The 25,233-nt window shown below is 67.9% G+C and carries 21 protein-coding genes and 1 pseudogene; 11 read left to right on the forward strand and 11 right to left on the reverse strand.

What is annotated here, in order from left to right; all coding sequences use genetic code 11:
* Positions 1 to 55 precede the first annotated feature (55 nt).
* Together HQN78_RS02980 and HQN78_RS02985 are read left to right on the forward strand one after the other, a co-directional pair.
* The gene (locus HQN78_RS02980) at positions 56 to 1,666 is read left to right on the forward strand and encodes a methyl-accepting chemotaxis protein (protein WP_107798672.1); all 1,611 of its coding nucleotides are present in this window, start codon (positions 56 to 58) and stop codon (positions 1,664 to 1,666) included.
* Between the two features lie 53 nt (positions 1,667 to 1,719).
* Complete coding sequence (locus tag HQN78_RS02985; RefSeq protein WP_235087801.1) at positions 1,720 to 2,382, forward strand: DUF6348 family protein; 663 nt, start codon at positions 1,720 to 1,722, stop codon at positions 2,380 to 2,382.
* Positions 2,383 to 2,569: 187 nt separating this feature from the next.
* On the opposite strand, the gene HQN78_RS02990 is transcribed toward HQN78_RS02985, so the two are convergent.
* From HQN78_RS02990 to HQN78_RS03020, 7 genes are all read right to left on the reverse strand, one after another.
* Positions 2,570 to 3,913: a sigma-54 dependent transcriptional regulator gene (locus tag HQN78_RS02990; RefSeq protein ID WP_235087803.1), complete on the reverse strand. Its 1,344-nt coding sequence runs from the start codon at positions 3,911 to 3,913 to the stop codon at positions 2,570 to 2,572.
* Positions 3,910 to 5,748 (reverse strand): ATP-binding protein, encoded by a 1,839-nt coding sequence (locus HQN78_RS02995; RefSeq protein ID WP_107798675.1) that lies wholly within the window; start codon positions 5,746 to 5,748, stop codon positions 3,910 to 3,912. The genes HQN78_RS02990 and HQN78_RS02995 overlap by 4 nt, the downstream gene beginning before the upstream one ends.
* A gap of 27 nt (positions 5,749 to 5,775) precedes the next feature.
* Complete coding sequence (locus HQN78_RS03000) at positions 5,776 to 6,567, reverse strand: ABC transporter ATP-binding protein (protein WP_081545119.1); 792 nt, start codon at positions 6,565 to 6,567, stop codon at positions 5,776 to 5,778.
* Positions 6,568 to 6,806: 239 nt separating this feature from the next.
* Positions 6,807 to 7,637 (reverse strand): ABC transporter permease, encoded by an 831-nt coding sequence (locus HQN78_RS03005; RefSeq protein ID WP_227107708.1) that lies wholly within the window; start codon positions 7,635 to 7,637, stop codon positions 6,807 to 6,809.
* A gap of 18 nt (positions 7,638 to 7,655) precedes the next feature.
* Complete coding sequence (locus HQN78_RS03010; protein ID WP_107798677.1) at positions 7,656 to 8,630, reverse strand: ABC transporter substrate-binding protein; 975 nt, start codon at positions 8,628 to 8,630, stop codon at positions 7,656 to 7,658.
* Positions 8,631 to 8,887: 257 nt separating this feature from the next.
* Positions 8,888 to 9,304, reverse strand: a complete 417-nt coding sequence (locus HQN78_RS03015) for a hypothetical protein (protein WP_107798678.1) — start codon at positions 9,302 to 9,304, stop codon at positions 8,888 to 8,890.
* Between the two features lie 345 nt (positions 9,305 to 9,649).
* Positions 9,650 to 10,693 carry a hypothetical protein gene (locus HQN78_RS03020; RefSeq protein WP_235087806.1) on the reverse strand — a complete coding sequence of 348 codons (1,044 nt, stop codon included), beginning with the start codon at positions 10,691 to 10,693 and terminating at the stop codon, positions 9,650 to 9,652.
* Positions 10,694 to 10,907: 214 nt separating this feature from the next.
* Between HQN78_RS03020 and HQN78_RS03025 the strand changes: the two are divergent.
* The 3 genes and pseudogenes from HQN78_RS03025 (at position 10,908) to HQN78_RS03035 (ending at position 13,668) form a co-directional block, all read left to right on the forward strand.
* A pseudogene (locus tag HQN78_RS03025) lies at positions 10,908 to 11,395 on the forward strand (GNAT family N-acetyltransferase).
* A 298-nt stretch (positions 11,396 to 11,693) separates the two neighbouring features.
* A complete protein-coding gene (locus HQN78_RS03030; protein ID WP_227107711.1) occupies positions 11,694 to 12,836 on the forward strand; it encodes a hypothetical protein in 1,143 nt (380 codons plus the stop codon).
* Between the two features lie 34 nt (positions 12,837 to 12,870).
* Positions 12,871 to 13,668, forward strand: a complete 798-nt coding sequence (locus tag HQN78_RS03035) for a hypothetical protein (RefSeq protein WP_227107712.1) — start codon at positions 12,871 to 12,873, stop codon at positions 13,666 to 13,668.
* A 73-nt stretch (positions 13,669 to 13,741) separates the two neighbouring features.
* Here HQN78_RS03035 and HQN78_RS03040 read toward each other — a convergent pair whose 3' ends face one another.
* The gene (locus tag HQN78_RS03040) at positions 13,742 to 14,467 is read right to left on the reverse strand and encodes an ABC transporter substrate-binding protein (RefSeq protein WP_235087808.1); all 726 of its coding nucleotides are present in this window, start codon (positions 14,465 to 14,467) and stop codon (positions 13,742 to 13,744) included.
* Positions 14,468 to 14,637: 170 nt separating this feature from the next.
* On the opposite strand from HQN78_RS03040, the gene HQN78_RS03045 reads away from it, so the two are divergent.
* Positions 14,638 to 15,906 carry a hypothetical protein gene (locus HQN78_RS03045; protein ID WP_107798684.1) on the forward strand — a complete coding sequence of 423 codons (1,269 nt, stop codon included), beginning with the start codon at positions 14,638 to 14,640 and terminating at the stop codon, positions 15,904 to 15,906.
* 255 nt (positions 15,907 to 16,161) lie between these two features.
* On the opposite strand, the gene HQN78_RS03050 is transcribed toward HQN78_RS03045, so the two are convergent.
* The 3 genes from HQN78_RS03050 to ptsP all read right to left on the reverse strand — a co-directional run bounded on the left by HQN78_RS03050 (position 16,162) and on the right by ptsP (position 21,375).
* Positions 16,162 to 17,841: a PTS fructose transporter subunit IIC gene (locus HQN78_RS03050; protein WP_235087810.1), complete on the reverse strand. Its 1,680-nt coding sequence runs from the start codon at positions 17,839 to 17,841 to the stop codon at positions 16,162 to 16,164.
* A gap of 73 nt (positions 17,842 to 17,914) precedes the next feature.
* Positions 17,915 to 18,862: a 1-phosphofructokinase gene (pfkB, locus tag HQN78_RS03055; protein ID WP_235087813.1), complete on the reverse strand. Its 948-nt coding sequence runs from the start codon at positions 18,860 to 18,862 to the stop codon at positions 17,915 to 17,917.
* Positions 18,859 to 21,375 (reverse strand): phosphoenolpyruvate--protein phosphotransferase, encoded by a 2,517-nt coding sequence (ptsP, locus tag HQN78_RS03060; RefSeq protein ID WP_235087815.1) that lies wholly within the window; start codon positions 21,373 to 21,375, stop codon positions 18,859 to 18,861. Before ptsP ends, pfkB begins: the two co-directional genes overlap by 4 nt.
* Positions 21,376 to 21,686: 311 nt before the next feature.
* Between ptsP and HQN78_RS03065 the strand changes: the two genes are divergently transcribed.
* From HQN78_RS03065 to HQN78_RS25415, 5 genes are all read left to right on the forward strand, one after another.
* The gene (locus HQN78_RS03065) at positions 21,687 to 22,673 is read left to right on the forward strand and encodes a LacI family DNA-binding transcriptional regulator (RefSeq protein ID WP_235087818.1); all 987 of its coding nucleotides are present in this window, start codon (positions 21,687 to 21,689) and stop codon (positions 22,671 to 22,673) included.
* A 155-nt stretch (positions 22,674 to 22,828) separates the two neighbouring features.
* The gene (locus HQN78_RS03070) at positions 22,829 to 23,806 is read left to right on the forward strand and encodes a helix-turn-helix domain-containing protein (protein WP_235087820.1); all 978 of its coding nucleotides are present in this window, start codon (positions 22,829 to 22,831) and stop codon (positions 23,804 to 23,806) included.
* Between the two features lie 163 nt (positions 23,807 to 23,969).
* Entirely contained in the window at positions 23,970 to 24,719 is a 750-nt protein-coding gene (locus tag HQN78_RS03075; RefSeq protein WP_235087823.1) for an MFS transporter, read from the forward strand.
* Positions 24,719 to 25,069 (forward strand): hypothetical protein, encoded by a 351-nt coding sequence (locus HQN78_RS03080; RefSeq protein ID WP_235087825.1) that lies wholly within the window; start codon positions 24,719 to 24,721, stop codon positions 25,067 to 25,069. The genes HQN78_RS03075 and HQN78_RS03080 overlap by 1 nt, the downstream gene beginning before the upstream one ends.
* Positions 25,066 to 25,191 carry a hypothetical protein gene (locus HQN78_RS25415; RefSeq protein WP_255701211.1) on the forward strand — a complete coding sequence of 42 codons (126 nt, stop codon included), beginning with the start codon at positions 25,066 to 25,068 and terminating at the stop codon, positions 25,189 to 25,191. The genes HQN78_RS03080 and HQN78_RS25415 overlap by 4 nt, the downstream gene beginning before the upstream one ends.
* The last annotated feature ends 42 nt before the right edge of the window (positions 25,192 to 25,233 follow it).

Consider the following 25,233-nt stretch of genomic DNA (forward strand, 5'->3'; position numbering starts at 1 on the left):
GCTCCATGGATGAACGGCCGCCGCGCGGCGCCGAGACCCGTGATGGAGCGAAGACATGAAACTGGCTGTCCGTTTGGGGGGCGTGGTGTTGTGCGCCGGGCTGGGCCTGTGCGTGGTGGCCGGATTCGCCTTGCACACCTTGCGTTCCACCCTGCTGGAGGACCGCAAGGCGCAGATCGGCAGCCTGGTGCACCTGGCGGGCCAGCAGGTGGCCATGTACCAGAAGCAGGAGCAAAGCGGCAAGCTCAAGCGCGAGGAGGCGCAGCGGCGCGCGGTCGAAGCGATGTCCGGGCTGCGCGACAAGGGCAACTACGTGTTCGCGCGCGACGCGTCGGACCTGGTGCTGGTGCACCCGGACCGGCGCAAGCTGGGCAAGCGGGACACCGGCGGCAAGCTGCCGGACGGCCGCACCCTGGTGCAGGCTTACCGCGACGCGCTGTCGAACGGCGATTTCGGCTTTGCGCTGGTGCGCACCAAGCGGCCCAACGGCAACGAGGTGCTGCCCAAGCTCAATGCGGTGATGCGGATACCGGACTGGAACTGGACCATAGGCACAGGCGTGTTCATGGACGATGTGGAAAGCCAGTTCAACGGCCTGGCGCTCAAGCTCTCCGGCATCGGCCTGGCGGTGTTGGCGGTGGTGACGCTGCTGGCCTGGCGCGTGGCCGCGTCCATTTTCCGCTTGATCGGCGGCGAGGCGGAGGCGGCCGCGGCGACGGCGCGGGCGATGGCGGCCGGCGATCTGAGCCAGACATTGGAGCGCGCGCCGAGCGAGGGCAGCCTGATGGACGCCTTCGCCGGCATGCAGCGCAGCTTGCGCCAGCTGATCGAACGTCTGCAGGACGGTTCCGCGCAGCTGGAGCGTTCGGTGGGCGGTTTGTCCGGACGCATGCAGCAGATTCACGGCCAGGTGGAGCAATCGGCGGCGGCCAGCGCCGGCGCCGCGGAAACCACCGCCGGCATGCTGGACGGCGTGGCGGAGGTGTCGCGCCGCAGCGCGGAGAGCGAGTCGGACTCAGCCAACGCCTGCGCGCTGGCGGACGAGGGCGAAGGCCTGGTGCGCCGCGCGGCCGAGGAGATCCAGGCGGTGTCCGGCCAGGTGGCGGCGGCCTCCGGCTGCATAGGCGAACTGGCCGAGCGCTGCCGCGCGATCGACGTCACCGCCGCGGTGATCAAGGACATCGCCGACCAGACCAATCTCTTGGCGCTGAACGCGGCGATAGAAGCCGCGCGCGCCGGCGAGCTGGGCCGCGGCTTCGCGGTGGTGGCGGACGAGGTGCGCAAGCTGGCCGACCGCAGCGGCGAGGCCACGCGCCAGATCGCCGCCACCATCCAGGCGATTCAGGCGGACACCGATTCCGTGGTGGCCAGCATGGGCGAGGTGGGGCCGCGGGTGGACAGCGGCGTGGCCATGGCCCGGCAGGCCGCGGACGCCTTGCAGCGCATCCGCGGCGGCGCGCAGTCCGCGCGCGACAATATCCGCGCGGTGGCCGGCGCCGCCGCGGCGCAGGCCGAGGCCAACCGCGAGGTGGCCGGCAATATGGAGCAGGTGGCCGGCCTGGCCGGACAGACCCGCGCCACCGCCCTGGCGGCCGAGGCCGAGGTGGAAGCGCTGGAGACGCTGGCCGCCGGGCTGCGGCAGGCGGCGGCCAGCTTCAGGCTGTGAGGCGGGCGGTGGTACACTGCCGGCCTCGCGATCAAATCAAAAGGATGGCCATCTTGTCTGCCCACGTTCCGGAAGCCCAAGCCGCGCTCGACCCCACGCCGCTGCTGGCGCAATTATTGGCCGCCCACGGCCTGCCCTGCCAGGAGGCCAAGGGCTGGCTGCTGCCGCAGGGCCAACTGCCGGCCATAGGCGCTCACTGGACGCCGGGCGAGAACAACGGCCGGCTGGACATCCACGTGCTGTTGGAAAACGACATCCGCTTGATGGAAAGCTTCGCCGGCCTGGGCGCGGGCCGGGAAGGGCTGAACGACGCGCTGGAAAATTTCAGCGCCAATGTGCTGCACGTGTTGCTGGCCGGTCTGTGGGGCATCCGCGACGAAGCGCAAGTCACCGAACGGCGCTGGGAAATCGCCGGCCGCGACTATATGGCCTATATCGGCAATTTCGGCCTGCGCGGCGGCGCCGATCGGCTGGAGCAAGCTTTGTTCGAGGCGCTGTTCCGCCAGGCCACCGCCGCGCTGCGCGCGGAAACGCTGTCCGGCGACGCGCATTGGACCCGGCTGTTCTTTTGCAATCTGAACGGCGAGTTCGTCTCCGAGGCGCTGCTGGACAATCAACGCTGGGAAGCGGGTCTGAGCCTGTTGGACGCGCTGCCGTGGCCGGCGGCGCAGGGTTATTACAGCCTGCGCCATTTCATGCTGCTGCGCGCGGTGTGAGAACCTGTTTACGATCTGCTGCGCGTCGTGAAGCCCTGCACGGTGAGTACCCGCTCAAAATGCTCATGGACCACGAGTACATTCCGCTTTTTCGCTCGTTTTCGCCTTGTCTCGCCCTAGCTCGCGAGATCGTAAACAGCTTCTTGAGGCGGCCGCGCTGGTGCTCGCGAGACCGTAAGCCGGTCCTTCAGGCGCGGTAGCCGTCCGGGTCTATGCCGTGCTTGGCGAACTTGTTGTACAGGGTCTTGCGCGGAATGCCCAGCAGCTCCGCCGCCTGCATCACCTGGCCCTGGGTGCGCAGCAGCGCCTGCTCGATCAATTGCTTCTCGTAGGCGTCCACCCTCGCGTCCAGCGCGCTGGGCGCGTAGGACGCGGTTTCGCCGTCGTCCGGCGCCACGCCCAGCACATAGCGCTCCGCCGCGTTGCGCAGCTCGCGCACATTGCCCGGCCAGGTCTGCGCCTGCAGGCGGCCCAATAGCGCCGGCGGCGTGTCCGGCGCCGGGCGGTCGAAGCGCGCCGCCGCTTGCTCCACGAACCATTGGAACAAGTCCGGGATGTCCTCGCGCCGTTCGCGCAGCGGCGGCAGCCGCAGCGACACCACATTGAGCCGGTAGTACAAGTCTTCGCGGAAGCGCCGCTCCCGGCTGGCCAGGGCCAGATCGTCCTTGGTGGCGGCCACCACCCGGCAGTCCACCGGGATCAGGCTGTTGGAGCCCAGCCTTTCCACCACCCGCTGTTGCAACACCCGCAAGAGCTTGGCCTGCAAGGCCAGCGGCATGCCTTCGATTTCGTCGAGGAAGAGGGTGCCGCCGCTGGCGTATTCTATCTTGCCGATGCGGCGCTTGAGCGCGCCGGTGAAGGCGCCGGCCTCGTGGCCGAAAATTTCGCTCTCGAAAATGGATTCCGGCAGGCCGGCGCAGTTCAGCGGCACGAAATGACGCTCGCGGCGACGGCTCCAGGCGTGCAGCGCCTGCGCCACCATTTCCTTGCCGGTGCCGGTTTCGCCGTGGATCAGCACGTCGGCGTCGGTGTCGGCGACATTGGCCAGCGTCTCGCGCAGCGCCTGCATGGCCGGGCTATGGCCGATCAGCACCGGTCCGTTGCTGCGCGCCAGGCTGGCGCGCAGTTCGCGGTTTTCCAGCGTCAGCCGTCGCTTGTCCAGCGCGCGTTGCACCGTTTCGATCAGCCGGCCCGGCGCATAGGGCTTTTCGATGAAGTCGTAGGCGCCGGCGCGGGTGGCCGCCACCGCCATCGCGATGTCGCCGTGGCCGGTGACCAGGATCACCGGCAGTTCCCGGTCCTGGTTCAGCGCCTGTTCCATCAGCTCCAGGCCGCTGAGGCCGGGCAGGCGCACATCGCTGAGCAGGACGGCGCGCTCGTCGCGCCTCAGCGCGGTCAGCGCGCTTTCGGCGTCGGCGTAGGCCTGCACCGGCAGGCCGGCCAATTCCAGCGATTGCAGCGTGGCCATGCGCACGGCCGGGTCGTCTTCAACGTAGATCACGCCCGCGCGGACGTTGGGGGAGGGTTTCATGAGGCGGACTCGCAAGGCCAGTTGATGATGAAGCGGGCGCCGCCGTCCGGGTGGTTGCAGGCTTCGATGCGGCCGCCGGACTGTTCGACGATTTCCTGCACGATGGCCAGCCCCAGGCCCAGGCCCTGGCCGCGCGGCTTGGTGCTGTAAAAGGGCTCGAACAGATGCGGCAGATCGGCGTCGGCGATGCCGGGGCCGTGGTCGCGCAGGCGGAATTCCAGCATGCCCGCCTTGTGCAGCAGGCTGATCTCCAGCCGGCCTCGCCCTTGCTGCCGCATCGCGTCTATGGCGTTGCCCAGCAGATTGGTGAACACCTGCTCCAGGCCGATGGCGTCGCAGGCGATGTCGGGACAGCGCGGCGGCAGGTCCAGCTCCAACTCCACCCGGGCCTCGCGCAGCGCCGGCTGCAGCAGGGTCAGCGTGTCGCGCAGCGCGGCGAGCGGATTGGTCTGGCCCAGCGGGCCGCGGTGGCGGCGGGCGAAGGTTTTCAGATCCCGGGTGATGTGGGCGATGCGCTCCACCAACTGGGAAATCTGGCCCAGATTGTCGCTGGCGTCGTCCGGGCGGCCGCGCTGCAACAGGGTCACCGCGTTGTCGGCGAAGGCGCGCAGCGCCGCCAGCGGCTGGTTGATTTCATGGGCGACCCCGGCCGCCATTTGGCCCAGCGCCGCCAGCTTGCTGGCCTCGGCCAATTGGCCGCGGGTGATGCGCAGGCTGTTTTCCGTCTGGATGCGCTCGCGGATTTCCGCCGACAGCTGGGTGTTGCTCAGCGCCAGATCGCGGGTGCGTTCCGCCACTTTGCGTTCCAGCTGGTCGTGGGCCTGCTGCAAAGCCTGTTGCGCCGCCAGTTGCTCCCGCAGCCGGCTCAGCCGCAGCCGCCGGTAATGCCACAGCGTCAGCAGGCCCAGGCCGCTGGCCAGCAGCGTGCTCATGATGGCGAGCAGGGTGAGGTTGCGGCCGTGCATGTCCACCAGCAAGGTCAGCGTCCAGCCGGTTTGCGGCAAGGTCTGGCGGATTTGCAGATAGCGGCCGGCCAGCAGCTTGCGCTCGCTGTCCGGCGCCAGCCAGGCTTGTTCGCGCCAACCCGCGTGCGGTTGCAGCAGCGCGAAGGGATGCAGTTTGGCGCCCAGGTATTGGCGGGTGGCGTCGATCTGGCGGCGCACCGCCGGCGGCAGCGGCTGCCAGGTGGCGAACTTCCAGTCCGGGTTGGCGCTGAGGAAGGCCACGCCGTGGCGGTCGCTGACCAAGACCGGTTCCGCGCCCTTGCGCCAGGCTTCCTCCAGCGGCGCCAGGCTGACCTTGACCACTGCCACGCCCACGACGCGGCGGCCGGACAAGACCGGCCAGGACAGAAAATAGCCCGGCTCGCGGCTGGTGCTGCCTATGCCGTAAAAGCTGCCGGACCGGCCGGCCAGCGCCTGCTGAAAATAGGGACGGAAGGCGTAGCTGTTGCCGACGAAGCTGTACGGCGACATCCAGTTGCTGGACGCCAGCGCGATGCCGTCCACGTTGACGATGAAGAGCGCCGAGGTGCGCGACTGCCGGTTCACCTGTTCCAGATAGCGGTTCAACGCCTCCACCCGCCGCGGATTGCGCGGGTCCGCCAGCAGGTTGAGGATGTCCTGGTTCAGCGCCAGCACATAGGGCAGGTAGCGGTATTGCTCCAGCGTGGCGCCGAGGTTGGCGGCGTGCATCTCCGCCCGATGCCGGCCCTCGCGCTCCGCTTCGGTCAGCAGCATGCGGCTGGCCAAGACCCAGCCGCCGCCCAGCGCCAAGGCCAGCAAGAAGAGGGAGGGCAGGCTTTTCAGCAGGAAACGCAACGCGCGTGCGAGCATGGCGGCGGATCGGAAATCGGCGATGCCTCAGTCTACCGCAGCTTGCAGTTCCGCGGCTTCGTGGCGTGAATGTTCCTCCATCACCAGCCGGGTCAACTCCCGTTTCAGATCGTTGAAGCCCGGCGCGCTGGGGTCGCGCGGGCGCGGCAGCTCCACCCGCACGTCGCGCTTGATGGTGCCGGGGCGGTAGGTCATCACCACCACCCGGTCCGCCAGGTAGATGGATTCCTCGATGCTGTGGGTGACGAAGATAATGGTCTTGCCGCTCTCCTGCCAGATGCGCAGCAGCTCGTCTTGCAAGGAGCGCCGGGTCAGCGCGTCCAGCGCGCCGAAGGGCTCGTCCATCAGCATCACCGGCGAATCCAGCGCCAGCACCCGCGCAATCGCCACCCGCTGGCGCATGCCGCCGGACAGGTCCTTGGGGAAGCGGTGGCGGAAGTCGCGCAGGTGCAGCTTGTCCAGCAGCGGCTCCACCGCGGCGCGGATCTCGGCCGGGGAGCGTTTCTGGATTTCCAGGCCGAAGCCTATGTTCTGTTCCACCGTCATCCACGGAAACAGCGCGTACTCCTGAAACACCATGCCGCGGTCCGGCCCGGGCGCGGCGACGCGCTGTCCGGCCACCAGAATCTCGCCGCCGCTGGGCGGCGCGAAGCCGGCGATGGCGTTGAGCAGCGTGGATTTGCCGCAGCCGGACGGGCCCAGCAGGCAGACGAACTCGCCGGGCTGGATGTCCAGCTGGATGTCGCGCAGGGCGATTACGTCGCCGCCCGGCGTCTTGAATACTTTTTGCACCTGTTGCACTTCGATCTGGGCGCTCATGCCTCATCCTTCCATGTCGCGCAGCAGTGGGGTCCGCTGTTGCGCGAATTCGTTCTTTGCGCCGCGCCCGCGTCGAAGCGGGCCCGGCGGCGCATTGTGATCAGAGCCTGTCCAATGTTCCGCGCGCTAGGGCGAGACAAGGCGACAACTGCCGAGAAAGCGGAATGTACGGGGGGTACATGGGCATTTCTAAGCGGCGCTCACCTTGCGAGGCCCCACAACGCGCAGCGGACATTGTTTTACTGGTCGATGCCGCGATGCCATTTCAGCAGGCGGTTGTTCAGCCCCTGCATCAGCATGTCGATCAACAGGCCGAGAATGCCGATGGTGACCATGCCGGCGATGACCTTGTCGGTCCAGAAATACTCGCGCGCCTCCATGATGCGGTAGCCGACGCCGCTGTTCACCGCGATCATCTCCGCCACGATCACCACGATGAAGGCGGTGCCCATGCCCACCCGCGCGCCGGTGAAGATGAAGGGCGTGGCCGCCGGCAGGATCACCCGGCGGAACAGGGTGGCGCGGCTGGCGCCCAGGTTGCGCGCGGCGCGGATATAGATGCCGTCCACATTGCGCACGCCGGAAATGGTGTTCATCAGGATGGGGAAGAAAGCGCCTATGGTGATGAGGAACACCGCCGGCGGATTGCCCAGGCCGAACCACAGGATGGACAGCGGGGTCCAGGCGATGGGCGGGATCGGCCGCAGGAACTGGATCAAGGGGTTGAACGCCCGGTACACCGGGTCGCTGACGCCCATGAACAGCCCCAGCAGCAAGCCCAGGCCGCCGCCCAGCGCAAAGCCCAGCACCACCCGCCACAGGCTGGCCGCCACGTCGTGGACCAGCTCGCCGGACAGCAGCCAGGCGAGATAGCCGCCGGAGGCTGGATCGTAGGCTTCCAGCGGCTGCCAGTAAGCCAGCCACTTTTGCAATACCGCCAGCGGCGAGGGCAGGATTTGCGGATTGATCCAGCCCAGGCTGGAACTGGCCTGCCAGATCAGCACGATGGCGATGGGCACCGCCAGGCTGGACCAGGCCTGGCCCAGCCGGGAAAACACAGTCTGCTGCATGATTCGCTCCCGCCGCCGTCAATTAACCTTGAGGTCCTGCTTGGCCTTGCTCAGCAAGTCCAGCTTCACCCAGTCCGCCGCCTTGGGCGGTTTGGCCATCTTGCCGATGCCGTACTGCTGCATCATGTCGGTGGTGGTCTGGATATGGGCCACGCTCAGATCGTAGCTGTACGGGGAGTTGGAGATCGCGTCCTGGAAATCGTCGGCGCTGATCTGGTTCTTGAACATATTCTCGCGCACGTATTTTTCCGCCAGCTTGGGGTTCTTGATGAAGGTGTTGGTGGCCTCCACAAAGCATTTGATTAAGCGTTCCGCCACGCCGCGGCGTTCCTTGTACATTTTCTCCGTCATCACCAGGGTGCGGATAGGCTCGCCCAGCGGGGTGTCGTAGGGTTTCAGCACTTCCACGCCGAAGCCCTTGTTGATGGCCTGGGACGACTGCGGCTCGGACTGGCTCATCGCGTCTATCTGCTTGCCCATCAAGGCCTGGTTCAGATCGGCGAAGGGCATATAGATCACCTGCACGTCCTTGCCCGGCTTGTCGGACCAACTGAGCTTGTATTTGGCCAGTTCCGCCGCCAGCAGCAGTTCCTGCGCGCCGCCGCGCGCCACGCCCACTTTCTTGCCCTTCAAATCCTTGACGCTCTTGATGCCGCTGTCCTTGGCGGCCACGATGCGCGCGCCGCCCTTGGCGAAGCCGGCCACCGCGAAGATGGGCGCGCCGCCGGCGCGGCCGGCCACCGCCGCGTCCGCCGCGCTGGCGGCGATATCCACTTCGCCGGCGACGATGGCCGGCATGATGTCTATGCCTTTGGCGAACATGCGCTCCTCGATCTTCAGATCGTATTTGGGCGCAATCTCCTTCATATAGCTGATGGCGCCGTAGTGGGCGAACTTGAGATTGCCCAGGCGGACCACGTCGGCGGCGAGGGCGGGCAGCGAGAGGCCGCCGCCCAGGGCGGCGAGACAGAGCCAGGTGCGGATGCGTTGCATGGTGTTTCTCCTTTGCGGGTATGGGGCCGGGCGGAGCGCGGCAATCTTCTATTTATACGACGTTTGCATTTAAACGACGCGGCGACGCGGAGCGAGGCCGTGAGGTGGTTCTTATTAGGCAAAGCGCGTGCCAGCTCACTTCATCGTTAAACTGTTGATTTTCATGGCTTGCGTCGGGAGCGCGTGGCCGGATTCAGCCAGCGCCGCCGGCGGCTGTGCCAAAAGCGGCTCAGTCGTCGGCGGCGTAATAGCTGCACTTATTCAGTATCGGCCAAGCGTTTTGCCGTCTGCTGGCGCAAGGCGTCCTCCCGAAGCTTGATGCGGTCGATGTAGCCGAAGATGTCGATGGGGAAGATCAGCACCTGTTCGACCAAGGCGAAGAAGCCGGCCCAATAGCCTTGCTCGGGTCCTTGCACCGAGAAATCGACGTCGGCGGCGATGCGCGCCAGCAAGGCGCGTTTCGGGACGTCGGGATTGTCCTGCAGGTACTGGATGAAATGGCCGGCGTATTCGCGTCCCAGCAAATAGGCCTGGCGATAATCGTCGGCCGGCGGCACTTGCCAGCAATGGACTTGAGGATGGTCCGGCAAGCGCGCGGCGAAGGGCAGTTCCTGATAGGAAACGGGTTTGAGATTAGGGCGGTAATGGCGGCGAATCGGGTATTTGACGGACATGCGCGCACTCCTGTTGATTCAGGCTGCCGATGGGGCGACGGGCAGCCGCAGGCTCATGGCAGGCGCATGGCAGGATTGGAGTTCCGGCGCCACGGTCCGGCGGGTGCGAGCACCCTCCCACCACGGCCTGCCCGTTTTAGGTATGGCTGAAGGGTGCAAGGGCACGGACCAAGCGGTTGCGGCGCTTGGGCCGAGGCGGCGGGGCCAGACTCCAATCTGGGCGCTGCCGGTTTGGGGCGGCGCGTTTGCGATTGTGCCTAGCGGAGATGAGGGGGTCAAGGCGGCATCGGCGCCTGGGCCGCTGATTGAGCCGCCCGGCCCGGGACCGGGCGGCGGCCGGGTCTTCTAGGCGTAAAACCGGGATTGTCCCTGCCAGGCGCTGGCGACGAAGTCTTGCACATGATCCAGGAATTTGTCATGGCGGCCCAGGCGGCTGTCGTCGGCCTGGCGGTTGGCCGGCAGCAGATAGAGCTGGCCGACGTGGCGCACCGGCAACAGCCCGTCCAGCGCCGGCACCAGATCGCCCTGGACGCAGTAATGACGGATATGGGCCGCGGCCGCGCGCGCCTGATCCAGATCGTTGCCGTGTCGCGCCAGCAGTTCGTTTTGCAGGCCGCGGCCGAACTGGGCGCTGCTGAAGCACTCGGCGTGAACGGGGCGCTGCGGGGTGGACAGCTGCATCGCCGCGTAGGCGGCCATGCCGCCGCCCAGCGAGTGGCCGCCGGTGCTGACGGTGTAGCCGGGCTCGCCGCTGCGCATCAGCGGCAGGCCGACGGCCAGGCTTTGCAGCTTGCGGGTGAGCTGGGCGGCCTGGGCGTAGCAGGCGGGACGGCCGCCAAAGGCGGCGTTGCCGATGTTGGCGCGCCACTGCCGCGCCACGCTGGCCAGGTTTTTCAGATTGCGCTGAGCGAGGCCGCCCACGCCGCGGCCGCTGGTGGTGCCGCCGAAGACCAGGCGGATGTCCCCCTCGGCCTTGTTGCGGAACACATAGGCCACCAGGCCGCTTTCCGGGTCCATCAGGCGCGCCTGCTGGGGCTGAAACTCCAGTTTGCTGCCCTTGGCCAGCAGCCGCGCCAGTTCCGCGTCCGGGCTCCATTGGGTGGCGCGCAGGCTGTCCAGATCCCGGCTATAGGGGAAGTTGGCGAGCAGGGCGCTGTCCTTGAGTCTTTGCCGGGCCGGCTCGGGGTTGAGCCGCTCCAGCGGCTGCGGCGCGCAGAGACCGTCCAGCGGATTGGCGCGCGGCGCGGTCCGCGTCGGGGCGGGGGCGTCCGCGCGGTTGGCCGTCTGGCTGAGCCGCGCCGATATCGGGTTGGCGGCGGCGTGGGAGCGGGCGGGTTCGTCCGCTGCCGTGGTTTGGGGCGCGGCGGCGCGGGAAGCTTGAATGAGCATGATGGGCAGACGCGTGAGAAGGTTGATCGCCGCATGCTAAAGGGACGCGGACGGCTTGCCTTGCAGATTTTACTCAGCCGGCGGTTACGGTTCCGTGATAATGACGGATTCGGGATGAATCCGCGGTGAACGGGAAGGGGAAGCGATGGAGATGGAGACGGAGCGTTTATGGCTGCGCCAATGGCGGGACGAAGATCTGGCGCCCTTCGTCGCCATGGGGCGGGATCCGGAGGTGATGCGTTATTTTCCGGCGCTGCTGAGCGCCGAGGACAGCGCGGAAGGCATGGAACGCCAGCGCGGCTTGATCGCGACGCGCGGCTGGGGCTATGGGCGCTGGAGGAGAAAGCGTCCGGGGACTTCCTCGGTTTCGTCGGCCTGGCGGTGCCGCGCGCGGAATTGCCGTGCATGCCCTGCGTGGAGGCGGGCTGGCGGCTGCGGCGCGTATCCTGGGGCCGGGGCTACGCCTCCGAGGCCGCGCGTCGGGCGCTGGCCTTCGGTTTCGAGACCTTGGGCCTGGACGAAATCGTGTCTTTCACCGCCTTGCCCAATCTGCCGTCGCAGCGGCTGATGCAGCGGCTGGGCATGCGCAACGCCGGACGGGATTTCGATCATCCGGCCCTGGCGCCCGGGCATCCGCTGCGGCGGCATTGCCTGTATCTGTTGTCGGCGGCGGAGTGGGCCGCGGCGCCGCCCGAGGCTTGAAGCCGGGAGGGAGAACCGCCGCCGTCAGGCGGCTTTTTTATTGCACGCGGCATGGCGGATGGTCTGCTTTTATGCGCGATGAGCGATTTTTGCAATTTCAGGCGGAACCCTGAGTTTAGGCTCTAGTCTATTAGAATTTTATATTACGCTTATTTATTGGCGTGAACGGGTGGCAGCCCGATCCGCGCCTCATCGTCCATGAGCCTGTACCAAAGCGGCGCTCGCCGCGGCGGATTTTGAACAGATCTGAAAGCGACCCATGCCTCCCTCCTGTTTCTAACCTCCATTGGAGTCCGTGATGACCCAAAGCTTTACTCGGCGTTCGCGCTGGCTAAGCGGCCTGGCAGCCGCCGGCCTGCTGCTGACGCCGCCGGCGATGGCCGAAACCTTTGTGCCCGACACCCTGTTGAAGTCGGTGCTGTATTACAAGACCAAGAACCGCAGCCAGGGCGATCTCGGCGGCGACAAGATCGCCAAGGATTTCCTGAAAACGCCGGGCTCGGCCTACTCCGATCTCAATCTCCAGCCGCCCATCATCAATTCCATTGAGTGGAATAACGCGCTCAGCGATTTCAACCGCTATCACCGCGTCAATCTGAGCATGGACGATTCGGTCAAATTGTTCGCCAGCGAGGCGGGTCTGAACAAGGCCTTGCCGGGCGCGGACGTGGATCTGAACCGCCGCCGCGCCGGCTATCGCCAGGACGAGGACAAGCTGGTGTTGGCCAATGCCTTCAAGGCCGGGGTGGACGGCGACATCTTCTACAAGAGCCTGGACGTGTTCGGCTACGGTTACAGCACCATCGCCGCCAAGTTCGCGGTGGCGGCGCAGTTGCTGCGCGACGCGACGCAGAAAGTGCCGGCGGCCAAGCAGTTGCAGAACGGCATCCGCAAGGAGGTGCTGGACCGCTATCTGAGCAGCGCCACCACCGGCGTGAACAGCCTGTCCGAATACGACAAGCACTATCTGATGAACCTGCTGCACAACGAGGTGCGGCGCACCCATTTCAATTCGTCCGGCTTCAAGAGCGGCCAGTTCCAGCCGGCCGCGCAGTTCCGCGTGGCGCGCCTGGCCGCGGCCTATCAGGACCGCAAGGGCTATCTGTTCGACTTCCCCTGCGCCAAGGACGGCAAGAACCTCTACCCGGAGAGCAGCGGCAAGCTGTGCTACGCCAATATGACCGACCAGAAGCTGAGCGACTGGTATCGCAAGCTCTATCAGCAGCAAATGAAGCCGCATCCGCCGTCCGAACAGGAAAGCAGCGGTTTCCAACGGCTGGCCAAGCTCTTGCTGCCGATCGCGCTGCTGATGGAGGGCATGGCGGCGATGGAGTTCTTCTCCACTTTGGAGGCGTCCGAATTGGGGGCCGAAGCGGCCTTGACCGAAGAGGAAGTGGCGGCCACAGAGTCCGGCTATCTCAGCCGCTTCTGCCGAATTTGAGCTTGGCGATCAAGCAATGCGAACAGGATTGAAGATGACTATGCGTACATTCAAGCAAGCGCGCAGGGCGGCGGCGGCCGTTCTGATGCTGGCCTTGTCCGCCGCGGCGCTGGCGGGCGCGACGGTGGACATCAGCAAGGTGACCGACAAGAACAGCCTGGTGCCCGGCGAACTGGTCAACGCGATGGAGTTTCACGTCAACGGCGTCAGCGGCGCGGCCAAGGCCAATCCGCCGTCCTCGTCCAAGCTGAAGAAGCTGGAGACCAAGTGGCGCGGAGCCACGGTGGCCCGTTTCGAGTACAACTATCCGGGCGGCACCCGCGTGTACAACGCGATGTCCGGCCAGGACACCGCGGATTTGCTGTACGAGGCCAATTCCCCGGGCCATAAGGCCTATCCCGGCTATCTGCGTCAGAGCAGCGTGGAAAAGGCCGCCACCAATGTGAACGTGCCCAATGGCAAGCTGTCCGCCATCATAGACAAGCAGGCGACGGACGCGGAGCTGAAGGCCTTGAAAACCTTTGAGAAGGACATCCTGGACGGCGCGGTGCCGCGCGGCGGACGCATGGTCGGCTATATCTCGCAAGCGCCGTGCGCGTCTTGCGACAATGTGATCCGCCAACAGTTGGCCAATCAGACCGACTACGTGTCCGACATCAAGATCTCTTATCTGCCCAAGGCGGCGGAGGAGGCGGAAAACAGCGCGGCGCGCGAGTTGGCGCATGAATTCAACGGACGTCGGCTGCAGTCCTTGAAGGAGAACGTGATGTCGCTGCGCGGCAACGCGGCGGCCAGGCTGAACGTGGGCGGCGGCACCGCCGGCTGCTTGTAGCCGCGGGCGGGGACCGGCCCGGCGCGCCTTCCTCAGAAGGCGGCCGGGCTTTTTTGCGTCCAAGGGCGGGCGCTCATTGCTGCCAGTGGTTGTAAATCGTTTGCAGTTTTCCGTTTTGCTGCAGCCGGGCCAGCGCGGCGTTGAATTGGACGGCGCGGCTGTCGCCCTTGGCGAAGGCGACGAAGCGCGGCATTTCCACCAGCGGTTTGGGCAGGATGCGCACATTGGGCAAGGCGCGCAGCTGGCGGGCGTAGTAGAGCAGCTGGCCGCGGTCGCCGACGATCAGGTCGATGCGGCCGGCCAGCAGCATCAGCAGCAGTTGCTCGGGATTGGTGGCGCTGGCGTCGCGCTTGAGCTGGGCTCTGTCGAAGGCGGATTCATAGGCGTAGCCGTGAACCTGGCCTATGGTCAGCGGGGCCAGGTCGGCCAGGGTGTTCCAGTTTTGCAGGCCGTGCTGCTTCAAGACCATGAACACGGTGCGGCCGGTGCGTATCGGGCCGGCCAGTTCGTACTGGCCGCGCCGCTCGGCGGTGCCGGCGAACTGAAAAGCCATGTCCACATCGCCGTTGCCCAGCATCTGCTTGACGCGTTCCCAGGGATAGAGGTGCAACTGATAGGGGATTCTGGCTTCCGCCATCACCGCCTGGACAATGTCCACGTCCAGGCCCTGGGGTTTGGCGCCGGCGTCGTTTTGGTAGCTATAGGGCGCGAACTGGATGTCGCCGGCGATGCGCCAGGTCTCCGGCTGGGCCGCCCAGGCCGCCCCGCAAAACAACAGCATGCTCAACACACGCCTCATGGTTGCCCCCGTCGTCGCCGCCTTCCGTTGGTATAGCCGGAGCGGGGCGGGGCGGCAAGCCGGGCGGTTTTTGCAAGCGTCCCGCGGCGGCCTTGCCGAGAATGGCCGTCAGGGGCGCCCCCTGGGCGGGGCGCGGTCGGTTCGCACTATCATTGACGGGGTAAGCCGCGATGTCTTCTTCCATTAGTTTCAGCGCCGGCGGTCCGGCGTTTTCCCTGAGCAACGAGCGGGTGGCCCGCATGATGAGCGGCGATCGGCAGACGGCCACGCATATGAGCTTGTGGGACAAGTTCAAGGATGTGTTCCGCGCCGAGAAAAAGCAGGATGCGCTGAACACCCTGTTCAAGCTGGTGGACAGCCCGTCGCCGGCGCGCTCCTTCGATATTTTCAATCGCTTGGCGCAACTGGCCACGCCCAGCAACCGGAGCTTGTTCACGGTCGCGGTGGCGCCGGAACAGGGCGGCGGCAAGATCAGTTACTGCATCAACGGCCAGCCGCTGAAAACGGAGCGGCTGTCGCAGGAGGGGCGCGAAGTGGTGCTGGCGCGGCTGGGCGCGCCGCTGGGCGCCGAGCAGGCTCAGGCGCAGGCGGCGTCGCTGGCGGATTACCGGATGGACGTCTCGCCGGGGCTGATGTATCTGCTGGACGGCGATTTTGCTTCCGGCGGGGTGCACAAGCGCTTTCACGCCGATACCGGGGTCTTGCAGGCGCGGGACGGGGTGGGCCGGGCGGATTTCGTCCGCGAAGGCCAGCTGGAGGCGTACGCCGAGTCGCGTCCGGCGCTGCGGGCTTATCTCTCCACCCAGCAGCAGATCGCCGCGCCGCCGGGCGTCAGCGACAAGTTCGCCTACGCCCGGGTCGAGCAGTACGACCCGGCGGTCATCGTCAGCCGCGAACTGGATGTCGGCCTGCCTCTGCTGTCGCTGGATCAGGCCCGCAGCGTGGCGGCGCAATTGGTGGACATGACCAGGACCTTCTACTGCCATCAGCTGTCCCACCGCGATCTGCACATGCAGAACCTGCTGGTGCACGAACGCAAGGAGGACGGCGCGGTGTTCCTGAAGGCGATCGACTTTGGCCGCGCCAAGTTCGGCGAGTCGTTCGAGGCGGAGCGCTTCAACGACATCGATTACCTGTTCAACCGCGAAGGCTGCTCGCTGGCGGAGACGGTGGGCCGCAACTATCTGGCCGGCAAGGATTCGGCGGTGGCCAAGAAACATTACCCCTTGCACAAGCTGCTGGAGCGTTTCAACGCCCGCGGCGCGGAGGTGACGGAGACCTTGTCCGGCATCGGCAAGATGTTGAAGGCGGATTTGCAGATGGCGGGGCCGGAGGACGAGCGGCGCATCGATCAGGCGTTTGAGCGCGCCTCGGCCTCGGTGCAGATGGTCTTGGCCGGGCTGGCGCGTCCGCAGTTGGGGGTGGGTTTGCGCCTCTGAGAACCTGTTCAAATTCTGCTGCGCTTCGTGAAAAGTCGCCCGGCGAGTACGACTTCAGAATGCTCATGTGCCGTATGGCCATGCCGCTTCTTCAGTCGCAAGGCCTTGTCTCGCGCTTGCTCGCGAGACGTGGAGCAGGCGCTGAGGATTTTCACGGTTCGCCGCGCGTCGGCGCCACGGCGCTGAAACCCGCGTGGAAAAGCCCCTTCCGGCCATGGCCGGGAGGGGCTTTCGCTTGCTTGGGCGCAGGCGGGCTCAGACCGCGGCGGGCTGGGCGGGCTTTTTCAGCGCGCGCAGCGCGACCGCGGTGACGGCGGTGCCGGCCAGCAAGGCCAGCAGATAGAGGCCCAGATGGCTGACGGCGTTGGGGATGGGCAGCACGAAGACGCCGCCGTGCGGCACTTTCAGCTCCACGCCGGCCAGCATGGAGATGGCGCCGGCCACGGCGGAACCCAGCATCAGCGCGGGGATCACCCGCAGCGGATCGCGCGCGGCGAAGGGGATGGCGCCTTCGCTGATGAAGGCCAGGCCCAACACGCCGGCGGCCTTGCCGGCCTCGCGCTCGTCGGCGCTGAAGCGGTCGGCGAACAGCTTGGTGGCCAGCGCGATGCCCAGCGGCGGCGTCATGCCGGCGGCCATGGCCGCGGCCATCGGCGTATAGACCTGGCTGGCGATCAGGCCGGTGGAGAAGGCGTAGGCGGCCTTGTTGACCGGGCCGCCCATGTCGAAGGCCATCATCGCGCCGATGATGGCGCCCAGGACCAGCGCGCTGCTGCCTTGCAAGCTCTTCAGCGCCTCGGTCAGCATGCCCAGCAGGGCGGCCACCGGGCCGCCGATCACGTAGATCATCAAGAGGCCCACCAGCAGCGAGCCCAGCACCGGCAGGATGAGCACGGGCTTGAGACCGTCCAGATTGCGGCCCAGCTGGATCTTGCGGTTCAGCCAGTCGGTGCCGTAGCCGGCGATGAAGCCGGCGATGATGCCGCCGAGAAAGCCGGAGCCCAGGCTGGCGGCCAGCATGCCGCCCACCATGCCGGGCGCGATGCCGGGACGGTTGGCGATGGAGTAGGCGATATAGCCGGCGAGGATGGGCACCATCAGCGCGAAGGCGGATTTGGCGCCGATCTGGAACAGCGCCCAGGCCAGGGTGCCCTTGTTGGCGTCGTCGAAGGCGTAGATGCCGCCCAGCGCGAAAGCCAGCGCGATCATGATGCCGCCGGCGGTGACGAAGGGCAGCATGAAGGAAACGCCGGTCATCAGGTGCTTGTACGGGCCGCTGCGCTCGCTGGCCGGTTTTTCCGGCGCGGCGCCGGCGGCGTCCGGCCGGTGGGGCGCGGCCTCGGCGATGGCGCGGCGCAGCAGCGCCCGGCCGTCGTTGATGGCGGCCTTGGTGCCGCTCTGGAACAGGCGCTTGCCGTGGAAGCGGCTCAGCTCCACCTGGGTGTCGGCGGCGATCAGCACCAGATCGGCCTCGGCGATCTCGCCGGCGCTGAGCGCGCTCTGCGCGCCCACCGAGCCCTGGGTTTCCACGCGGATGGCGTGGCCCAGCGCCTGGGCGGCCTGGCTCAGGCCTTCCGCCGCCATGAAGGTGTGGGCGATGCCGGTGGGGCAGGAGGTGACGGCGACGATGCGCAGCGCTTCGGTTTGCGGGGCGCTCAGGGCCGCGGCCCGGCGGACGGCGTCGGCCGGATCGGCCAGGGCCTGGTCCAGGCTCAGGCGGAGCGAGGGCAGGCCGTCCAGGCGCGGATCGGCGGCGGGGCCGATCAGGAGCGCGGCCTGGGCGGCGGCGATTTCGGCCGCGTCCAGCGGCGGCGCGCCGTCCAGTTCCAGGCTGAGAGAATGCCCGAGCCCTTGGGCGGCCTGGCGCAGCGCTTCCGCGGCCAGCCGGCCCTGGGTGCTGCGTTCGCCGGAGGCGATGATGGCAAGTAGGTTCATGGCGTTGTTTCCCTTGTGTTTTTAGTTTGGAGCCGCAGGCGAAGCCCCCTGATGCCGCGTCGCTAACGGGCGCTTAGCCCAGGTTTCGCAGCCGGACTTGCGCCGCCAGCGCGCGCACTTGTTCCGGCGGCGGCAGGTGCGGGCCGACGCGCGCCAGCTTGGCGGCGGCGAAGGCCACCGCCAGCCGGGCTTCGGCCTCGCGGTCCAGTCCGTCCAGCCGCGCGGCGGCGAGGCCGGCCACCAGCGCGTCGCCGGCGCCCACGGTGCTGAGCGGTTGTTGCGCGGGCAAGGCGGCCAGCAGCGCGTGGTCGCGGCCGGCGAACAGCGCGCCGTCCGCGCCCAGCGACACCACCACTTGTTCCACGCCGCGTTGCAGCAGCCCGCGCGCGCCTTCCAGCACCGCGGCGGTGTCGGGCAGGGCGCGGCCGGCCCAGTGCTCCAGTTCGTGGCGGTTGGGCTTGACGCAATGCGGCGGCGCGTCGCCGTCCAGCGCCTGGCTCAGCGCCTCGCCGCTGCTGTCCAGCAACAGCCGCGCGCCCAGCGGCCGCAGCAGCCGGCACAGCCGCAGATAGCTGTTGGCGGGCAGGCCGGGCGGCAGGCTGCCGCACAAGGCCACGATGTCGCCGGGGCGCAGCCGGGCGGCCAGTTCGGCGCCCACTTGTTCCAGCTGCGCTTCGCCGGCGGCGATGCCGGGCAGATTGATGTCGGTGGTGTCGCCGCTGGAGAGGTCGGCCAGCTTGATGTTGACCCGGGTGTCGCCGGGCAGGCGCAGCATGTGGTCGGCGATGCGCTTGTCCAGGAACAACTGTTCGAAGGCTTCGCTGTTGTTGCGGCCCAGCAGGCCGCAGACGCTTACCGGCGCGCCCCAGTCCGCCAGGCAGCTGGCCACGTTGACGCCCTTGCCGCCGGCGTTGCTGCTGGCGCTTTGCGCCAGGTTGACCGCGCCGGGCGTCAGCCGGGCCAGGGCGATGGTCTGGTCCAGCGCCGGATTGAGGGTGAGGGTGTGGACGCGCGTGCTCATGTCAGCTCCCGTGCCAGCATGCGCACTTCGTCGGCGCTGTCGCAGGCCAGCGCTTGCTGCGCCAGCTCGCGCAGCCGGTCGTGGCCGTTGGCGCACAGCTTGGCCTTGACCGCGGCCACGTCGCGCGGGCTCATCGACAGCTCGGCCACGCCCAGGCCGGTCAGCAGCGCGGCGCCGAAGGGATCGCCGGCGATGCCGCCGCACACGCCCACCCAGCGCTGATGGCGGGAGGCGCCGGCCACGGTGTGCTGGATCAGCCGCAGCACCGCGGGGTGCAGGCTGTCGGCTTCGGCCGCCAGTTCCGGGTGCTGCCGGTCCATCGCCAGCGTGTATTGGGTGAGGTCGTTGGTGCCGATGGAGAAGAAGTCCACGTATTCGGCCAGTTGATCGGCCAGCATGGCCGCGGCCGGCACTTCCACCATGATGCCCAGCGGCACCGCCGGGGCGTCCAGCTCGCGGCGTATGCCTTCGCACCATCCCTTGAGCCGGGTGATTTCCTTCAGCGAGGTGATCATCGGGAACATGATGGACAGCGGCTGGCCGCCGCGGGCGGCGCGGTAGAGCGCGCGCAGCTGGGGCTCCAGCAGATCGCGGCGGCGCAGCAACAGACGCGAGCCGCGCATGCCGAGGAAGGGGTTTTCTTCGGCCGGCAGCTTCAGGTAATCCACCTGTTTGTCGCCGCCTATGTCCAGCGCGCGCACGATCAGCGGCCGGCCGTCCAGCGCGTCCAGCATGGCGCTGTAGGTGTGGAACTGTTCGTCCTCGCTCGGCGCCTGCTCGCGTTCCAGGAACAGGAATTCGGTGCGCATCAGGCCCACGCCCTCGGCGCCGGCGTCCAGCGCGGCGGCTACCTGGTCCGGACGGTTGATGTTGGCGGCGATTTCCACGCGGTGGCCGTCCGGCGTCACCGCCGGGCGCTGCCGCTGTTCCGCCTGCTGCTGCTGGGTGCGCTGCTGGGCCTGCACCCAGTCGCGGGCGGAGGCCAGGTCTTGCTCGCCGGGGTTCAGATAGAGCCGGCCGCCCAGGCCGTCCAGAATGGCCGGGGTGCCGTCGGCGATGTCCAGCAGCGCAGGGCCGCCGGCCACCAGCGCCGGCAGGCCCAGGGTGCGCGCCAGGATGGCGGTGTGCGAGGTGGGGCCGCCCTGGGCGGTGGCCAGCGCGCGGATGCGGCCGGTGTCCAGGGTGGCGGTGTCGGACGGGGTGAGGTCGGCGGCTAGCAGGATGCAGTCGTCGCCGTCGATGTCGGCCAGCGTGGCGCTGTTCAGCGCCGGGTCCAGCTGGCGCAGCACGCGGCGGCCCACGTCGCGCAGGTCGGCGGCGCGCGCCGCCAGCAGCGGGTTGCCCAGCGCGGCCAGCCGTTCCGCCATGCGCTCCACCGCCTGGTGCCAGGCCCATTCCACGCCGTGGCCGCCCACCATCAGCTGGCAGGCCAGGGTGATCAGATCGGTGTCGGACAGCAGTTCCGCCTGGGCGTGGAAAATGCCGGCCTCGGCCTTGCCCAGCCGGCTGGCGGTGGCCGCGGCCAGTTCGTTCAGTTCGGCGCGGGTGGCGCTCAGCGCCGCGTGCAGGCGGTCGCCGCCTTCGCCCAGCGCCACCGGGCGGTCCGGCACTTTGAGCTGGCCGGCGTGCAGCACGCGCACCACGCCGATGGCGAGGCCGGGGCTGGCGGCGATGCCGGCGATGGACAGCGGGTGGCCGGGCGGGGTCCAGCCCTGTTGCGCGGCCAGCAGCTGCGCTTTTTGCGCGGCGAGCGCGGCGTCGGTCTGTTCCTGGGCCGAGGCGTCGCGCATCGCGGCCAGCAGGCCGGACAAAGCGGCGGCGGCGTCCGGCCCCTGGGCGGACACGGTGACGGTGTCGCCGTGGCGCAGGCCCAGTTGCAGCAGGCTGATCAGGTTCTTGGCGTCGGCGGCGTCCTGGCCGTGGCGCACTTGCAGCTGGGCGGCGTGGCGGCGCGCGGCTTCCACCCATTGCGCGGCCGGGCGCGCGTGCAGGCCGTTGGGGTAGTCGACTATCCATTGCGCGCGCTCGGCCAGATCGGCCGCGGCGTCGACGGCGGCGGGCGGCGCGTCTTCTTCCAGCAGGGCCAGCACCCGGGCCGGTTCTGCGGCGGTGAACAATTGCTCGAGCCTGGCCTCGTCCTGCAGCAGCCGGGTCAGCCGGCGCAGCAGGGTGATGTGTTCGTCGGATTGGGCGGCGATGGCGAACAGCAGCCGGGTGCGCTGGCCGGGGTTCCATTCCAGGCCGTCCGGGATCTGCACGATGGCGATGCCGGTGCGGCGGATCAGCTGACGGTCTTCCACCATGCCGTGCGGAATGGCCAGGCCGTTGCCCAGGAAGGTGTTGGCCACCGCTTCGCGCCGCAGCAGGCTGTCGATGTAGGCCGGGTCTATGCAGCCGGCGTCGGCCAGCAATTGTCCGGCCAGGCGGATGGCCGCCTCTTTGTCGGCGGGCTGACAGCCCAGCCGGATCAGTTCGGGCTGGATCAGGGAGGAGGGCGATCCGGTGTCGTGCATGGCGGTCTCTTCTGTCGGTTCAATTGGCTGCGCGGTTCCGGGAACCCGTTCACGGCCCGACGCGCAAGCGGCGCGGCTTGGGACAGGCTCGGTATAGCGGATCGGCCCGCGCCCGCCAGCTGTCATTGCGGAGGGGCGGCGCCGTTCACGCGCTGAGTGGATTGAAAACGATTACATTTTTTCTGTCAATACAGTCGTAGTTTCACCGCTACATCTTTGCGCCGTCTCAAGCGGCAGTGTTGTAAAATTACGCTTTAAGAGTATGCTTGCGTAAACCCAGTTTCCATCTTGGTAAGAGAAAACGATTTCATATGACGGTCAGCATCAAGGATGTGGCGCTGGCGGCCGGCGTGTCGGTGGCCACCGTATCGCGGGCCCTGGCCAAGGGCCCGGTGAGCGCGGCGCTGAAGGCCAAGGTGGAGGCGGCCATCGCCGCCACCGGTTATCGGCCCAATTTGTCCGCGCGGCGCTTGCGCTCGCGGCACAGCGACACCATAGGCCTGATCGTGTCCGACATCCGCAACCCCTTCTTCACCGCGGTCAGCCGCGCGGTGGAGGATGTGGCCTACCAAGCCGGCATGCGGGTGATTCTGTGCAATACCGACGAGAACCCGGACAAGGAGGCGATGTACCTCAGGCTGATGCAGGAGGAGCGCGTCACCGGAGTGATCTTCGCCGCCACCCGCGCCACGGCGGAGACGCTGGACGCGGAGGCGCTGGGGTTTCCGGTGGTCTTGATCGACCGGGCCGCGCCCGGCGGCGCGGCCGACGCGGTGGTCTTGGACAACGCCGCCGCCGCCGGCCTGTTGGTCGGCCATCTGCGTGAGCAGGGCCATGACCGCATCGGCGGGCTGTTCGGCAATACCAGCAGCACCGGCGCGGAGCGGCACGCCGGCTTCGCCGCGGCGCTGGCGGCGGCCGGGCTGGCCGCGCCGGCGCGCTTCGTCGCGCCCACGGCCGAGGCGGCGCAGCAGGCGGTGTCCGCCTGGCTGACGGAGGCGGAGGCGCCGCGGGCGCTGGTGATCAGCAACGGCCTGCTGCTGCTGGGGGCGATGCGCGCGGTGCGCGCGCTGGGCCTGGCCTTGCCGCGCCAGCTGGCGCTGGCCGGTTTCGACAACGACAGCTGGACCGAGCTGGCCGGTCCGGGACTGACGGTGATCGAGCAGCCGGTGGACGAGATCGGCCGCGCGGCGATGGCGATGCTGCTGGAACGGCTGGAACAGCCGCTGCGGCCCACGCGCAAGGTGGTGCTGACCGGCCGTTTGGTGGTGCGGGGCTCCAGCCTGGCCGAGGGCTAGCCGCCGCGCTTGTGGCGGCGGCGAGACAGCCCCTGGTCCGGCGCGGAAGGCGGCCGCGGGTTTGATTTTTAATGTATTAAATATTGTGCCATGATTTGCCGATGCCGTTTCAGCCATCGCCGCCCAGCCGGGCGGCCGTCAGGAGGAGGCCCGCCATGGACACGCGTTACGCCGGGGACATTCATCTTTCCACACGCCAGGCGGCGGACGGCGACAAGCTGGATTTCTGGCTGAGCGAGGTGGACCGCCTCTTGGTCCGGGTGGAGTGCGACCGCCGTCCGGAAGAGCGGCTGGAGGCTTCGCTGGACTGGCAGGATTTCGGCCTGCTGCGCATGGCCACGATACGGGCCAACCAGCACGCGGTGACGCGCAGCGGACATAGCCTGAGCCGGGACGGCCGGGACTCCATCTTCGCCTGTTTGATGCTGCAGGGGCAGGGCTTCAGCCATCAGGGCGTGGAGTGCGCCCGCCACGGCCCGGGCGATGTGGTGCTGTACGATACCGCCCGCCCTTACGGCCACGGCTTTCCGGCCGATATGGCGATGGCGGTGCTGGACATTCCGCGGTCCTTGTTCCAGGAGCAGGTGGGGGTGTGGAACGAGCGCGGCCTGGTGCGCATCGAGCGCGCCGCCGGCATGGACGCCTTGGCCGCCCATCGCCTGCTCAGCGGCGGGGAGGCCGCGCGGCGGCATCTGGCCAGCCAGTTGCTGGAATGGCTGCATTCCTTGTGGTGCGCGCGCCTGGGCCTGCCGGCCTCCCGTTCCACCTTGTGCAGCCTGTGGCGGGCCAAGGCTTATATCGAGCGGCATCTGGCCGAGGACGATCTGGATTGCGAGCGCATCAGCCGCGCGGTGGGCGTGTCCGCGCGTCAGCTGGCCCGCATCTTCGAGCAGGAGGGCGAGTCGGTGACGCGCCACCTGTGGGGCCGCCGGCTGGAACGCTGCCGCGTGGACCTGGCCGATCCGGCCTTGCGCCATTTATCGGTGAGCGAGCTGGCTTTCCGCTGGGGCTTCAACCATATCGCCCATTTCTGTCGCAGCTATAAACGCCGTTACGGCGAAACGCCGAGTCATACCCGAGCCGAGGCCCTGGCCGCGCGCGTCCTTCCCAGACAACAAGACTGTCCTCATTAGGCAAATTTCGCGTTCTCCCCATCGTTAGAGTGGATGGGTCCGCTGCGCTTTCTGGCGCGGCGGACGCCCAACTAATAAAGAGGAGACACCATCATGCACACACGAATGGGCGGTTCGCCGCCGGGCGGCCGCGCGCGCGCCGCTGGCGAAAGAGAGGCCCGCCATGCGCCTCTCCTATGAAAACAAATTGTTGGCCATCCTGGCGCTGAGCTTCGGTTTCGTGTTTTTCGATCGGCTGGCGCTGTCCTTCCTGTTTCCCTTCATGGCGGCGGAACTGCGTTTGAGCCCCGCGCATCTGGGCATGCTGGCGTCGGCGCTGGCGCTGACCTGGTCGCTGTCCGGCCTGGGCCTGGGCGCATGGTCGGACCGGCGCGGCGCGAAGAAGCCGATGCTGGTGGCGGCGGTGCTGGCGTTTTCGCTGTTTTCCGCCGCTTCCGGCCTGGTAGCCGGCTTTCTGTCCTTGCTGCTGTTCCGCGCGCTGATGGGCGTGGCGGAAGGACCGGTGCTGCCCATTTCCCAATCCCTGCTGGCGGCGGGGTCCACGCCGGCGCGGCGCGGCTTCAATATGGGCATCGTCAACGGCTCCGCGCCGGGCTTGCTGGGCGCGGTGCTGGGGCCGCCGCTGCTGGTGGCGCTGGCCGAGGCCTACGGCTGGCGCGCGGCCTTCTATCTGTCCTGCCTGCCCGGCCTGCTGATCGCCTGGCTGGTGTGGCGGCATGTGCGCGAGCCGGCGCCCGCGCCGGCGCCGGCCGGTCGCGGCGGCGGTTTCGCTTCGTTGCTGGCCGAGCGCAACATCCTGCTGTGCGTGTTGATCGCCTGCAGCTACATCACCTGGTTCATCATCCTGATTTCCTTCACGCCCACCTTTCTGATCCAGGTCAAGGGCATGAGCCCGCAGGCGATGGGGCGGTGATGAGCAGCCTGGGCTTCGCCTGGGTGGCGTGGGGCGGGCTGGTGCCGGCGATTTCGGACCGCATCGGCCGCAAGCCGGCCATGGTGGCGTTTTCCTTGATCGCCGCTTGCTGCCCGCTGGTGTTGCTGAACGTGGACCGCATGGTCTGGCTGTTGCCGCTGGTCTTCCTCACTTACACCGGCCTGGGTTGCTTCACCCTGTTCATGGCCACGATTCCGGCGGAGACGGTGTCGCCGCGGCGCATCGCCACCGCGCTGGGCATGATCATGGGGTGGGCGAGCTGGCGGGCGGTTTTGTCGCGCCCACGGTGGCCGGCTTCGCCGCGGACCGCTACGGCCTGTCCATCGTGATGTGGATCGCCATGGCCGGCGCGCTGCTGCCGGCCTTGCTGTCCTTGGGCCTGCGCGAAACCGCGCCGCTGCGGCTGAAGCCGGGCGGGGCCGCGCTGGAAGCCGACCGGGCGCCGACCTGAGCCGCCATTCTCATTGCGCGTCCCGCTGCGCCGGGACGCCGC

The organism is Chromobacterium sp. Beijing (assembly GCF_021496765.1).
GTDB lineage: Bacteria > Pseudomonadota > Gammaproteobacteria > Burkholderiales > Chromobacteriaceae > Chromobacterium.

Coding starts and splice junctions, on each gene's coding strand:
- HQN78_RS03045 (WP_107798684.1), top strand. CDS start 14,638: ATGTCTTCTTCCATTAGTTTCAGCGCCGGCGGTCCGGCGTTTTCCCTG.
- HQN78_RS03015 (WP_107798678.1), bottom strand. CDS start 9,304: ATGTCCGTCAAATACCCGATTCGCCGCCATTACCGCCCTAATCTCAAA.
- HQN78_RS03030 (WP_227107711.1), top strand. CDS start 11,694: ATGACCCAAAGCTTTACTCGGCGTTCGCGCTGGCTAAGCGGCCTGGCA.
- ptsP (WP_235087815.1), bottom strand. CDS start 21,375: ATGCACGACACCGGATCGCCCTCCTCCCTGATCCAGCCCGAACTGATC.
- HQN78_RS02990 (WP_235087803.1), bottom strand. CDS start 3,913: ATGAAACCCTCCCCCAACGTCCGCGCGGGCGTGATCTACGTTGAAGAC.
- HQN78_RS03080 (WP_235087825.1), top strand. CDS start 24,719: ATGAGCAGCCTGGGCTTCGCCTGGGTGGCGTGGGGCGGGCTGGTGCCG.
- HQN78_RS03075 (WP_235087823.1), top strand. CDS start 23,970: ATGCGCCTCTCCTATGAAAACAAATTGTTGGCCATCCTGGCGCTGAGC.
- HQN78_RS03010 (WP_107798677.1), bottom strand. CDS start 8,630: ATGCAACGCATCCGCACCTGGCTCTGTCTCGCCGCCCTGGGCGGCGGC.
- HQN78_RS02980 (WP_107798672.1), top strand. CDS start 56: ATGAAACTGGCTGTCCGTTTGGGGGGCGTGGTGTTGTGCGCCGGGCTG.
- HQN78_RS03070 (WP_235087820.1), top strand. CDS start 22,829: ATGGACACGCGTTACGCCGGGGACATTCATCTTTCCACACGCCAGGCG.
- HQN78_RS03005 (WP_227107708.1), bottom strand. CDS start 7,637: ATGCAGCAGACTGTGTTTTCCCGGCTGGGCCAGGCCTGGTCCAGCCTG.
- HQN78_RS03040 (WP_235087808.1), bottom strand. CDS start 14,467: ATGAGGCGTGTGTTGAGCATGCTGTTGTTTTGCGGGGCGGCCTGGGCG.
- HQN78_RS03065 (WP_235087818.1), top strand. CDS start 21,687: ATGACGGTCAGCATCAAGGATGTGGCGCTGGCGGCCGGCGTGTCGGTG.
- HQN78_RS03050 (WP_235087810.1), bottom strand. CDS start 17,841: ATGAACCTACTTGCCATCATCGCCTCCGGCGAACGCAGCACCCAGGGC.
- HQN78_RS02995 (WP_107798675.1), bottom strand. CDS start 5,748: ATGCTCGCACGCGCGTTGCGTTTCCTGCTGAAAAGCCTGCCCTCCCTC.
- pfkB (WP_235087813.1), bottom strand. CDS start 18,862: ATGAGCACGCGCGTCCACACCCTCACCCTCAATCCGGCGCTGGACCAG.
- HQN78_RS03035 (WP_227107712.1), top strand. CDS start 12,871: ATGACTATGCGTACATTCAAGCAAGCGCGCAGGGCGGCGGCGGCCGTT.
- HQN78_RS03020 (WP_235087806.1), bottom strand. CDS start 10,693: ATGCTCATTCAAGCTTCCCGCGCCGCCGCGCCCCAAACCACGGCAGCG.
- HQN78_RS03000 (WP_081545119.1), bottom strand. CDS start 6,567: ATGAGCGCCCAGATCGAAGTGCAACAGGTGCAAAAAGTATTCAAGACG.